The following is a 13,077-nucleotide window of genomic DNA, read 5'->3' on the forward strand; positions in this document are numbered from 1 at the left end:
AATTGATAAATACATATGAAAAACAATAGCAAAATACTACATCTGTGGTTCCCAAATTTATTTGATTTTAAGGGAGGTATACAGGTTTATCTACAGGATGTATTGCAAGGATTAGGTGAGCAGTTTCCAGAATGGAAAATTAAAGTTTATAACAAGCTCGATCAAGGTAAAAACGAAGAAAGTATGAATGGGCACAATATCTCATTCAAATATTATGGAAGTACACCTAATTATTTACAAACTATACATTTTGCTTGGAGTCTCTTGACAGGTGCATTAGTTGAACGACCCAATTTAATTATCGCAGGTCATTTAAACTTTGCTCCTGTTGCTTATTGGATTCATCTATTAACACGTATTCCTTACTGGATATTGGTTTACGGCGTTGATGCTTGGGATGTTAAAGATCCAATTAAACAGAAAGCTTTAAAGACTGCAGCAAAAATTGTCTCAATTAGTGGATATACAAGCGATCGCCTACTCAAAGAACAAAACCTAGATCCCAATCAAATTTCACTGTTGCCTGTAACTTTCGATGCTAGTCGATTTGAAATTGCTCCCAAACCAAAATTCCTACTAGAACGATACGGTTTAGCTCCAGATCAGCCGATCATCTTAACTGTAGCTCGACTAGCTCGTGATGATGGCTACAAAGGATATGACCAAGTAATTCGAGCATTGCCACAAATTCGGCAGCAAATTCCCAACATTCACTATTTGATAGTAGGCAAAGGCGATGATCGTCATCGAATTGAGCAACTTGTGCAAAGTCTCAACTTGCAAGATTATGTAACTCTCACCGGATTTATTCCCGATCAAGAACTTGTTGCTCACTATAACTTATGTGATGCGTTTGCAATGCCCAGCAAAGGCGAAGGATTTGGTATTGTTTATCTAGAAGCCTTGAGTTGTGGTAAACCGACTTTGGGAGGAAACCAGGATGGTGCGATTGATGCACTTTGTCACGGCAAACTAGGAGCTTTGATTAATCCAGATGATGTAAATCAGATTGCTGAAGTTCTCATCCAAATTTTGCAAGGCACATATCCTAATCCTTTAATTTATAATCCTGAAGCTTTACGCCAGAAGGTGATTGATACCTTCGGATTTGCACAATTTAAACAAACCCTTGTTGAACTCATGAAAATATCACCTATCGGATCTAATTCATGAGAATTCTCCACGTTACTCCTTCTGTTCCTAAGGTACGGGGTGGTACTAGCCAAGCTGTTTTAGATATGGTTCGAGCATTGCAAGTAAACAATGTCGATGCTGAAATTGCCACCACCAACGACAACGGCGATGCCTTGCTTAATGTTCCTCTACAACAGCGGATTGAATATCAGAAAGCACCTGTCTGGTTTTTTAATCGCTTTTCACCAACTGTCAAACCTGTTAGAGAATACGCCTTTTCTTGGCAGTTAACACAATGGCTGTGGCAGAATATGTCCCAGTACGATCTTGTACACGTTCATGCCCTTTTTTCCTACCCATCTACTATTGCAATGGCGATCGCCCGCCTGCAAAATCTACCTTATATTGTTAGTCCACACGGTTTATTATGCGAGTGGTCTTTACAACAAAGTACGCGTAAAAAGCAAATTTACTTGCAGTTGATTGAACAGGCGAACCTGAATGACTGTCGGGGTATACACTTTACCTCCGAACAGGAACAGCAGGAAGTTTCTAAACTAAGACTGGGTGTACCTAGTTTTGTATTACCTCTCGGACTTTCCTTACCACAACAGATTCCCGATGCCCGTGACAAACTGCGACAATGCTTCAATATCCCAGTAGACGAACCTATAATTTTGTTTTTGTCTCGTCTGCATCCAAAAAAGGGATTAGATTTGTTGATTTCGGCTCTTAGTCAACTAACTCATCATCGCTTCACTTTTATTTTGGCAGGCAGTGGAAGCCCGGATTACGAAGCCCATATTAAATCGCTGCTTCTTTCTCATGGACTAAGCGATCGCACCCGTGTTGCCGGATTTGTGGAAGGTGAGAGCAAAAGTTTATTGATGCAAGGCGCAGATTTATTTGCGCTCACTTCTTATTCTGAAAACTTTGGTGTAGCAGTCTTAGAAGCTTTAGCAGCAGGTATTCCTGTTCTGATCACTCCTGGTGTGGCACTTGCTTCTATGGTTGAACAACACAAGCTTGGTTACGTTCCACAACAGGATGTATCAGCGATCGCGAATGCCCTTGATAATTTTATGAACTCTCCTCAATTAGCTAAACAGATGGGCGATCGTGCTCGTCAATTTGTCTTGGAGAAATACACTTGGGATAAGATTGCTGGTCAAATGATTGATAGCTACAGGAAAATTCTCAACAAAGATACTCGCTACGCCTCGACAGCTAAACCTTCTGTGTTCTGAGCAATTCAGCGCGCCACTTTCGGAACGCTCCAAACTCCGTTGTCGGGTGGGGGATGATCTAAAGCTTGCTGTAATTCTGAAAAAAGATCAGAAGCTAGAAAACCATAACAGCTTTTCTAAAATTGATGCTTAAAAATATTACTCCTCTAATTCTCACTTACAACGAGGCACCTAATATTAACCGTACTCTTCAAAAGCTCACTTGGGCATCGCAAATTATTGTTATTGACAGTTACAGTACAGATGAAACTCTGGAAATTGCCGCTGCTTACTCTCAAGTTCAAATATTCAAGCGTAAATTTGATACTCACGCAACGCAGTGGAACTATGGTTTAGAGCAAGTTACTTCCCCATGGGTGCTATCTCTAGATGCAGATTATATTGTTTCAGATGAGTTAATTGCTGAAATAGAAGCTTTACCAGTGGATAGCCAGATAAATGGATACTTTGCTAAATTTAAATATTGCGTTTTTGGCAAACCACTAAGAGGTACAATACTTCCCCCTCGACAAGTACTGTTCCGTAGAGACAAGGCAATTTATATAGATGATGGCCACACTCAGCTTTTGCAGCTAACTGGCAAATCAGCAATGCTTTCGGGATATATCAATCATGATGATCGCAAATCCTTAAGTCGTTGGTTATGGGCGCAGGATCGCTATATGAACGTTGAAGTTAAGAAATTCTCGGAAACTCCAGTAAATGAATTAAGTTTGGGCGATCGTATTCGCAGACAGAAGATTTTTGCTCCCTTTATTATCTTATTTTATTGTCTAATTTTCAAAGGAGGAATCTTAGACGGATGGGTAGGTTGGTACTATGCTTTTCAGCGAATGCTAGCTGAAATCCTGTTATCAATTCGCTTGATTGAATATGAAAAATTGAATCCAAACCGAGTTAACAATGATAGATGAAGAAAAAATTTCATAAATATCGTAAGTATAAAATAATATTCATATTGAGCGTAGTTTCTCTAGTAACTATTGAAATTTCTTTGAGACTTTTATTTGGACTAGGTAATCCTGTTTTGAGCGAAGCTGATAGTTATACAGGTTATCGTTTTCAACCTGATCAAAAAGTTGTTCGCTTTGGTAAAAGAATAGAATATAACCAGTATTCTCAGCGTTCTAAACCCATAACTCTACAAAAACCAAAGGAAACGTTGAGGATTTTAATGATTGGAGACTCAGTTCTCAATGGTGGCAATCCTATTGATCAAAAACAAGTAATTACCGAGCAATTACAAGCTAAACTAAAAGCTGCAGTGCAACCTACAGAAGTTTTGAATGCTTCTGCTGGTTCATGGGGAATTGGCAATCACTTAGGTTATTTAAAAAAGTTTGGTACTTTTGATAGTGACGCTGTAATTTTGCAAATTGGTAGCCATGATTTGACTCAACCTACTAGTACAAGTGAACGTGTAAGAAATGACCCCAACTATCCCACTCTACCTCCATTATCAGCAATTCAAGAGGCTGTTAATCGTTACCTACTCCCACGAATATTAGAAAACACTAACTTCAACCCATTTTCTAATCAAGAAATTCCTCATATTTCATCTGCACAAGTGGATCAACAATTTCAAAAAAACATGGAAGCTTTCAAAGCAGCAGTCAAACTAGTGCGAGACAAAAAAATACCAATTTATGTACTTTTTACACCTAATCGTTATGACTTAATTCCAAAACCTGCTACTCCACCTTACAAACCTGAGTTTAGGCAAGTGCTTAAGTCTTTACAGATACAAGTATTTGATACTCATGAAGCTTGGTCTAAGCTTCCTTCTAATGTTGTTGCAACTTACTTTCGAGATGAAGTTCATTTGAATGAAGTCGGTAATCAAGCGGTAGCAAACTTAATTTTTCAACGGCTTTGCATTCAGCAAACATTTCAAGGTTGTTCTTTAGCGTTACCTGGACATACTCCTTGAGGGATCATGAGCAATTTCCATCACCATATTAAAAAATATTGGATTGTTGCTCTAGTTAGTTTTCTTCTCTGTTTGCTGCTTTCTATTCCTGCACGTTTAGCGATCGCTTCCTATCAAGCTCCCCGTCCTCAAGCTATTCTGATGCTTGGTGGTACTGTATTAGGAGAACGGGAAGAATTTACTGCCGAATTTGCTCGCTGGTATCCATCCCTGGAAATTTGGATTTCTTCTGGCTTACCTCCTAACAAAATACGTAAAATTTTTCAAGCCACAGGAATATCAAGCCAACGTCTTCACTTGGATTACCGTGCAGTTGATACGGTTACTAATTTTACTAGTCTTACATTGGATTTTAAGCACAAGAGAATACAGCATCTTTACTTAATCACCTCTGACTATCATATGCCGCGAGCTAAGGCCATAGCAGTTCTTATCCTTGGCAGTCAAGGTATCACCTTTACCCCCCTGTCTGTCCCATCAAATACACCCAAAGAATCTATCTTCCCTATCCTTCGCGATATTACACGTTCCCTACTTTGGATTTTTACAGGTTATACCGGAGCCAGTCTTTAAACTTCTTTGCCCATACTATGCATCTAGATTGCTACAGCGTCGGTACTTATAGTCCTGGTGCACCCTACTGGAAGCAACTTTTGTGGTATCTTTTAGGGTCGCCTTTGTTACAAAGCCGTGTGCTTGTATTTTCCACTTTTAAAGTTTGGCTACTTCGCACCTTTGGAGCGCAAATAGGTAAAAACGTTCGTATTAAACCGGGAGTGCGGGTAAAGTTTCCTTGGCGATTAATAGTCAGAGATCATGTGTGGATTGGCGAAGATACTTGGATCGATAATCTTGCTCCTGTCACAATCGAAAGTCATGTTTGCCTATCTCAAGGTGTCTATCTCTGCACAGGAAATCACGATTGGAGCCATCCTAATTTTAAACTAATCGCTGCACCTATTTACATTCAAGAGAGTAGTTGGATTGCAGCCAAGGCTGTAATTGGTCCGGGAGTTACTGTTGGTAGGGGAGCAGTGCTTACTTTGGGAGGAGTAACTGGTTGTTCCTTAGAACCGATGACAATTTACATGGGTAATCCGGCTCAACCAATTAAACCAAGAAAATTGGCTAGCAAAAACACCTAACACTTAGCTAACCTCAAAGCTAGTTAATGGTGGGTTAAGGCTATGCCTCACCCACCCTACCGAAATGACTGTAAAGTATATTCAGTGTATATGAAATAGAAACTCTAAATAACCTCATCAAAGGAAAACATAAACGGATTTCCATTAACAGGATTAGAAAAACCGTGTTGGAAAATCATTTTCTCTCCATTTGGCCCGACTAAGTTCAACTGCTCACCGTTGGGATTGAGTCCGTCATCTACCATGTAGTTAACAACTTGTTTTCCGTTAAAGTCCATCACTGTTAGGACATTAGCGTACACCGCCTTACCCGGCCCAGACCCGCCGTATCCAGCTTGATCTAACGACACTGTGACATTAACAGGATCTTTGAGACGAGAATCGCGCAAGACTGCGTTGACTGTACCATCGTAGTATGTGTAGTGAATACTACGATCGCCACGACTGACGATATATAGGTCATCGCCCGATGTACTGGTAAATCCATGAAACATCTGCACTGGATTTTTACCAACTTTGAACGACTTCAATGGAGTGTCAGAAACAGCAGCAGTACTCCTTGGAAGAATTAGTGACTCAACATCATACATCCGCACAGTGCCATCCATTGAGGCTACATATCCTGTCTTAAGAGGCTTGAATTCTTCACCATTCCATCCTGACCTTGGAGTTCTAACACTATTCCACCAGTTTCCTGTTGCTACTGCTGTTGGCTGCTCAATAGTCAGTACTTTCGATACAACAGGCTTTTGCTTAGGTGCGTGACTAAAAGTATATGGCCATTGATTAGAAGCTTGACCTTCGTTCTTGGTTTTGTCGAACTTCTCCTGAGTAGTCAAATACATCATACGGTAGTACCGTAGCAGGGGACGCAGGTCGATAAATGCAACCTTATTTTCTGCTCGTGAACTGACGATTGCATATCCTCCTTGAGCAGTCTTCTTCCAGTAGTCATCTCCCCATGCAGCATCCCACCGGGCGTTATACCAGGTGTCACGCACTGATTGGAGGTTAAAATCGTCGTTTTCATTGTCGCTATAGCCGCGAGGATTTCCAAGTCTGAGAGCCACGGTCACGTCGATCGCATTTGGTGCAGCAAATGGTAGATCCACAAATCCCAACAGCTTGAGTCCTGTCACAGTCGGCCATCCTGGGATTCCCCAGTAAAACCTTTTCTCCTGTGCCATTTGGCGGTTCTTCACTGCTAGTACTGCTACCTGTCCCTTGCGGTTTGCTGTATCCCAGACTGTTACTAAAACAAACTCATTGTAGTTAGTAACTGCCATCGCCGTCGGAACCTTATCTTTTGGCAACTGTGTTGAAATGTAGCTGAACCCTTCGGAAGTATACGGGTCATTTCCAGTTCCACTAATTCCTATTAATCCATTCTGGAAGGCTAAAAACCCAGTCACGGAAGCACCGCCAACTCCTCTAGCTGTTGCAATTGGGGGTAACGGAAGTGAACTACCAAAGGTCTCGGAAAATTTCTTCACTGCTGGAGTTGTTGGAGTACTGATGGTATTTCGGTTCCACCAATCAGGCTGCCATTCTGGACGAATTCTCAAGCACAACCCATTGTCGGTGAAGCTTTGGACACCATCGGAAGTTCGCATATTTGATGAGCCGAACTGATACTCAGAAGGCGCATTCGCATCTGGTGAGAACAGCATCTGACCTGACATCATCCAGCCTGCTCCCGGATCGCCGTCTTCCCCCGGATCAACTCGGCACCAATTGCCAGCGTTGATGCGAATAATGCCATCTTTATAGGGACTATATACTTGCGGAAATGATTCTTCGGTCGCATGAAAGTCACTGTATTTCGGACCGAAACGGTAATCAATCATTTCGCGCTTGTGATAATTCTGCGCTACTTTGGTGTATTCTTGCCAGTTTATCGTTCCATCGGCGTTAAGTATCCGCTCTTTCCATGTCATACCAGCACTTGCAGGCGTTTGTGCAAACGTGATGCCAAACCGTTGGGTTGGAAGTATGCTCACCTGCATTGAGACTGTGGTTAAAAAAACCGATATCGCTATATTAATTAATCTTCGCATTTCTAAATTACAGGTATGGTGGGACTTTGAATTTTTTTGGCAAAAAAGTACCTCCAAACTTTGCTGAATAAGGCAAATACATCAATCGGTATTAAAAATCCTTAAATCCAGTGAATCAAAGCAAGGTGACTAATCAATGTAAAACTCATGCCAAATTGTCAGTTGGGGCAATTTTGAGCTAGTTGTTTACAAAGTTCCAGTAGCTACTGAGGTTGTATTGCAACGAGAGTTAATTTAGCACTGGGGGATCGCAAATGCCCTCAGAGAATTTTCGTGCGAAAATTTACGTACACAAATTTAGAAATTATTAAGCTGTTGACAGTAAATTTACGTATATAACAAGGAAAAGAAAATTGACCGTGAAAGATTCAAAGAACACAGAGTAAGCAATTATGATTTCCGTTTGTTATGACAGCATTGTAACACTTTGGATTTAGTTATTTAGGTAGTTTAACTATATACATAGGTAATATTACCACAGTATGCTTTGGATATACTTACAAAATATTTATATAACATCGAATCTTTCTTAGTTTTATCTTTACAAAGCGAGCAAAAACATTATCGAACTACAGCACAGAAGTTTAGCTGATTCAATCTATTTTTATTAAAAATAGTTGTATTTTATACAGTGGGATCAAGATCATCAAAATCCCAATGAGCTAAACGTTTGGCTCCAAAATTACGAGAGTGAAGCGTTAAGCTTGATGAGTTATGAAAGGGCGATCACCTCGCTTTGATCTGCGGCTTCCAGGGATTTGTTAGACTGATCACACCAGGATATTTCAGTCAAAGTTTCCGGAAACGCCAGCACCAAGAGGCTACTCATGCTCACAAATACCTTACTTCTGTCTAAACAACTTCCCACCCTGCAATACTCTTCCACCCCAGAAAGATTCGATGAAACCTGGGAAGCTCCTTTGGCAACCCTTCTCGGATTAGGGCGTGCTGCTGGCGCTGACTTCATCGAATTTTTTTTAGAGCGTGTCAACTATATTAGCTGCCTTGCAGAAGAAGACACCATCACCAGCATTACACCGCGTCTTTCTACTGGTGCAGGAGTCAGAGTATTTAAAGGGCACGGCGACTGCTATGTTAGTACAAATGACCTTTCGTTTGCAGGTTTGAAAGCAGCTCTAGAAAAAGGTCTTTCTATTTTAGGATTACAACTACCTGCACCTAACGCTTTTATCCCAGAAATCAACCTGGAATTACTTAGAGACTATGCCACCAAAAGAGGCAAAGATAGCTGGTTGCCTCTGTGTAGCTCCATCCGCGAAATGGGAGAAATTCTCCTTGAGAGCACTGCCCAATTACAAAAAAAAGCTAGCCACATCCAATCACGTCGTGGCACCTATTTCCGTGACTGGCAAGAAGTTTTAGTCGCCGCCAGTGATGGTACTTTTGCCCGTGATATTCGCCTCACCCAGTCAGTGGGATTAAGCTTGCTGTGCGCTGAGGGTGCCCATCGCGCTTCTATGGGCGAACGAGGTGGTAACACTAGCGATCCAAATTTCCTCAAAACCTGGGATTATCAAGAAGCGGCAGAGCAACTTGCCGAATCGACAGGTAAAATGCTCTATGCCGATTATGTGGAATCAGGTACTTACCCCATTATCATGGCGAATCACTTTGGCGGGGTAATTTTCCACGAAGCTTGCGGACACTTGCTGGAAACTACACAAATTGAACGCAAAACCACCCCATTTGCTGACAAAAAAGGTGAAAAAATTGCCCACGAAAGCCTAACTGCTTGGGACGAAGGACGGACAGAAAATGCCTTCGGTACAATTGATATGGACGACGAGGGTATGCCTGCCCAAAGAACTTTGTTGATTGAAAAAGGCGTTCTCAAAAACTTTTTGGCAGATAGAGCTGGTTCCTGGCGCACCGGGCACCCCAGAACAGGTAGCGGGCGGCGTCAGAGTTTTACATTTGCGGCTGCAAGCCGGATGCGTAACACTTACATTGCTCCTGGAGAATACACAACAGAAGATTTATTCGCCTCTGTTGATAAAGGTATTTACTGCAAAAAAATGGGCGGCGGCAGTGTTGGTGCTACTGGGCAATTTAACTTTGGTGTAGATGAAGCTTATTTGATTGAAAACGGCAAAATTACCAAACCACTCAAAGGAGCAATTCTCATCGGTGAAGCTAAGGAAATAATGAATAAAATTTCTATGTGTTCTCAAGATTTATCTTTGGCACCGGGTTTCTGTGGCTCTATTAGTGGCAGTATCTACACTACGGTAGGACAACCACACATTAAAGTTGACTCGATTACTGTTGGTGGACGCTAAATAATTTTGGATTTCAGATTTTTATGCCTAATATTAACGAAATAGCAAACCATGCCAAGGACAGTGCTAATAAACTTGGCATTAAAAAATTCGATATCTATGGATCGATAGTAGATTCAACGAGTGTCCAAGTAGATCAAGGTGAGCCTAAGCAAGTCAAAGCCTCAAATCTTTCTGGTGTCACCGTGCGTGTTTGGAATGAAGATCGGACAATGGGTGTCACCAGTACAACAGATGTAGATCCCAGAGGACTGGAATTAGCTTTAGAAACTGCCTACGAAGCTAGTTTCTTTGGCGTGAAAGAAAATGTGCCGGATTTTAGCCCACAAGCAACTATCCCTATTACTCATCAATCCGATCAAAAATACCCACAAGCTCCTGTTGCTCAACTCATAGAAAATTTGCTGACAGCGGAGAAAGAACTACTTTCAATTCATGCGGCTATCAAAGGAGTGCCTTATAACAGCTTGGCGCAAAGAGATATTGATAGGTTCTATCTCAATAGCGAGGGTGCGATGAGAATTGAGTCTCACTCCCTGGCATCAATTTATCTTTACACCAAAACGGAAGAAGAAGGGAAAAAACCTCGCAGCGCTGGTGCTTTTAGAATTAATCACAGTTTAGACACTCTTGATATCAATGGTTGCATTCAAGAAACGGCTGAGAAAACTATCAGTCACCTAAATTATGAAAAAATTAAGTCTGGTAAATATACAGTTGTGTTCTCACCAGATGCTTTTTTAAGTCTTTTGGGTGCTTTTTCTAATTTGTTTAATGCTCAAAATATTTTGGACAAACAAAGCCTATCTACCCCTGATGATTTAGGAAAGCAAATTGCTTCTCCTCTACTTTCAGTATGCGATGATGCACTGCATCCAGCTAATGTAGGTGCAGAAACTTTTGATGGTGAAGGAACTCCTACTCGTCGAGTTTCGCTGATTGACAATGGTATTTTGACAGGCTTTCTCCATAGCGCAGGTACTGCAAAAAGACTAAATGCTCAACCAACAGGTAATGCTAATATAGGGGCTAAAGTAACCATCAGCCCAAATTTTTACCATATTTTTGCAAGCGCACCTGCTGATCAAGAACTAAGCCTGGAAACAACTGAAAATGTAGTTTTTATTGATGATTTACAGGCTCTCCATGCTGGTGTGAAATCCTTACAAGGCTCCTTTTCACTGCCGTTTGATGGTTGGATTGTCAACAAAGGCGTTAAGACAAGTATTGAATCAGCAACAGTTGCTGGCGATTTTCTACAACTCCTCAAGTCAATTATTTTTGTGGAGAAAGAAGCGGAGTTAACTCCAGCAGGAGTTTGCCCCAGAATTTGGATTGATGAATTGTCGATTACTGGAGAGTAAAATTGAGGTGCAGAGGTGGGTTTAGGAGATATATGTCAGTTTGATTGAAGACATTATTAACTAAACCTGCCTATATTAAGGCTATATTAAAATTAGAGTTTTCAACTTGAGGTTGATACTTGCTAATTTTTGGCTAATCATTTTTACTCTTCTCCTCCGACACCAAGATTAATGTCAAAACCATCCGCTCCACTGATATTTGTGCCAATCATAATCGCTCCATATACTTGAGCATTATATAAGTGAGAATCACTTAAATCAGCATTGCTGAGATTGGCGTTATTGAAGGTAGTACCGCTAGCAAAAGTTTGTGCTAAGTTAGCAGATTTTAAATTCGCACCAGTTAAATCTGCCCCTTCTAGGTTTGCACCTTCTAAATTTGCACCCTTTAAATTAGCATTCCGCAAGTCTGCACCAATTAAGTGAGCACCGCTGAGGTTGGCACCTTTTAAATTACATCCGTAACACTCTCTAGTTTCTAGCAGACGTCGAACATTATTAACAGTATTTTCTGCTTTTACTGGAACTGAGGCAAACATAGATATTGTACTTAATAAAGCTGTTGCGGTCAAAGCTCTTAGTTTCATATTTATTTCCTTCTCAGATTTATAAACTCACTAATCAAACTATTATTTAGACTTAATTTTGAATTAATAAACCAAATCTTTTATTCAACTTTATCAGTATTATTTCTCGAATTTTAGAAATAATACATCTTACAATTGGAGGAATTAAAAGGTAAGAAGTAAAAGGTTAAATAAATTTAATTATTCCTACTATAGTTAGATGAGGTATGTGCAATTCATAAGTTATTTAAAAAGTCTATTCTGTAAAAAAGAATAGTTGAATCAAAATATTGTAATTAATAACTATCTGAAGTAGTTATTAGAAATCTATCTATAGAGATATTGCTTTTTGTAAATAATTAAATACATGAAAATAATGGTGGATTAGGTCTAGCCCTAACCCACTTTATTAGTTAAGTCAATGCTCTTCGCAGGCGTTGTTCAAAAGCTATCAAATCTACACCCAGGTTTTGCAAAATCCTAATTGCTGCTCCCCCTGCTGTACCTTTAGCTCCTTCTTTAAGGATGCCTAAGAGCAAATGTTCTGTGCCAACATAATTGACGCCTAGTTGTTGTGACTCTTCTACTGCTAGTTCTAACACCCGCTTGGCTCTGGGTGTGAAGGGGATATCCACAGGTGTTAATCCTCTGCCTCTACCAACAATTTTTTCTTCCTCTATCTTGACGTTTTCCAAGTTCAACCCTGCGGAGGAGAGAAACTGTGATGCAAAGTCGCTACCTTCACTAACTAGTCCTACCAAAAGCTGTTCGGTGCCAATATACCTATGTCCCAAGCGTCGAGATTCATCTTGGGCAATATCGATGACAGTGACAGCTTCTTGAGTGAATCTTGCAAAACCCTCAAGGTAGAATCTGTCTGAGATAAACCCAAAAATTCTTGCAGAGATAGACTCAAAAAACCTTTCAAACATAAACCCTTCCTGTGTCGATGCATTGTTGGCTGCTGTTAGGGTGCGATCGCTTCGAGATTTCCCAGTATAAAGAAAGGACAGCAAATCCTCCATTGTCTCAGCATTGGCTGAGTACCATAGAAATTGCTTCTGTTTTCGACTATTTACCAACCCCTCAATTCGTAGCTTCTCCAAATGATGCGATAAGGTTGAATTCGGAATTTTTAGCTTTTCCTGAATCTCGCCTACAGTCATCTCCTCCGGATAAGCCGCAAACAGCAGCCGCATAATTTCTAGCCTTGGCTCCGAACCTAATGCAGCAAAGATATCTGCATAACGAGCCGTTTCTGTATTTTCCATATTTCTAGAATAATAGAAATAATAGGAATGTCAACACTACAGTTTTTTGTAAGGTGGAGAGAA

The 13,077-nt window shown here is 40.6% G+C and carries 11 protein-coding genes; 8 read left to right on the forward strand and 3 right to left on the reverse strand.

What is annotated here, in order from left to right; all coding sequences use genetic code 11:
- The first annotated feature begins 15 nt into the window (after positions 1-15).
- The 6 genes from UYC_RS0126400 to UYC_RS0126425 all read left to right on the forward strand — a co-directional run bounded on the left by UYC_RS0126400 (position 16) and on the right by UYC_RS0126425 (position 5,456).
- On the forward strand, positions 16-1,173 hold the full coding sequence (locus UYC_RS0126400; protein WP_016874286.1) for a glycosyltransferase: 1,158 nt from the start codon (positions 16-18) through the stop codon (positions 1,171-1,173).
- Entirely contained in the window at positions 1,170-2,381 is a 1,212-nt protein-coding gene (locus tag UYC_RS0126405; protein ID WP_016874285.1) for a glycosyltransferase, read from the forward strand. Before UYC_RS0126400 ends, UYC_RS0126405 begins: the two co-directional genes overlap by 4 nt.
- A gap of 125 nt (positions 2,382-2,506) precedes the next feature.
- Positions 2,507-3,295 carry a glycosyltransferase family 2 protein gene (locus UYC_RS0126410; RefSeq protein ID WP_016874284.1) on the forward strand — a complete coding sequence of 263 codons (789 nt, stop codon included), beginning with the start codon at positions 2,507-2,509 and terminating at the stop codon, positions 3,293-3,295.
- Positions 3,296-3,339: 44 nt separating this feature from the next.
- The gene (locus UYC_RS0126415) at positions 3,340-4,311 is read left to right on the forward strand and encodes an SGNH/GDSL hydrolase family protein (protein ID WP_235082930.1); all 972 of its coding nucleotides are present in this window, start codon (positions 3,340-3,342) and stop codon (positions 4,309-4,311) included.
- A 6-nt stretch (positions 4,312-4,317) separates the two neighbouring features.
- The gene (locus tag UYC_RS0126420; protein ID WP_016874282.1) at positions 4,318-4,884 is read left to right on the forward strand and encodes a YdcF family protein; all 567 of its coding nucleotides are present in this window, start codon (positions 4,318-4,320) and stop codon (positions 4,882-4,884) included.
- A 17-nt stretch (positions 4,885-4,901) separates the two neighbouring features.
- Positions 4,902-5,456 (forward strand): WcaF family extracellular polysaccharide biosynthesis acetyltransferase, encoded by a 555-nt coding sequence (locus tag UYC_RS0126425; protein ID WP_016874281.1) that lies wholly within the window; start codon positions 4,902-4,904, stop codon positions 5,454-5,456.
- Between the two features lie 104 nt (positions 5,457-5,560).
- Here the strand turns inward: UYC_RS0126425 and UYC_RS0126430 are convergent, their stop codons facing one another.
- Complete coding sequence (locus UYC_RS0126430) at positions 5,561-7,462, reverse strand: hypothetical protein (protein WP_016874280.1); 1,902 nt, start codon at positions 7,460-7,462, stop codon at positions 5,561-5,563.
- Between the two features lie 878 nt (positions 7,463-8,340).
- Here UYC_RS0126430 and UYC_RS0126435 point away from each other — a divergent pair.
- Positions 8,341-9,813: a TldD/PmbA family protein gene (locus UYC_RS0126435; protein ID WP_016874279.1), complete on the forward strand. Its 1,473-nt coding sequence runs from the start codon at positions 8,341-8,343 to the stop codon at positions 9,811-9,813.
- A gap of 23 nt (positions 9,814-9,836) precedes the next feature.
- Positions 9,837-11,177: a TldD/PmbA family protein gene (locus UYC_RS0126440; protein WP_016874278.1), complete on the forward strand. Its 1,341-nt coding sequence runs from the start codon at positions 9,837-9,839 to the stop codon at positions 11,175-11,177.
- A 143-nt stretch (positions 11,178-11,320) separates the two neighbouring features.
- Here the strand turns inward: UYC_RS0126440 and UYC_RS0126445 are convergent, their stop codons facing one another.
- Positions 11,321-11,764, reverse strand: a complete 444-nt coding sequence (locus UYC_RS0126445; RefSeq protein ID WP_016874277.1) for a pentapeptide repeat-containing protein — start codon at positions 11,762-11,764, stop codon at positions 11,321-11,323.
- 392 nt (positions 11,765-12,156) lie between these two features.
- Complete coding sequence (locus tag UYC_RS40430; protein ID WP_016874276.1) at positions 12,157-13,014, reverse strand: ArsR/SmtB family transcription factor; 858 nt, start codon at positions 13,012-13,014, stop codon at positions 12,157-12,159.
- Positions 13,015-13,077: the final 63 nt, after the last annotated feature.

The organism is Chlorogloeopsis fritschii PCC 6912 (genome assembly GCF_000317285.1).
GTDB lineage: Bacteria > Cyanobacteriota > Cyanobacteriia > Cyanobacteriales > Nostocaceae > Chlorogloeopsis > Chlorogloeopsis fritschii.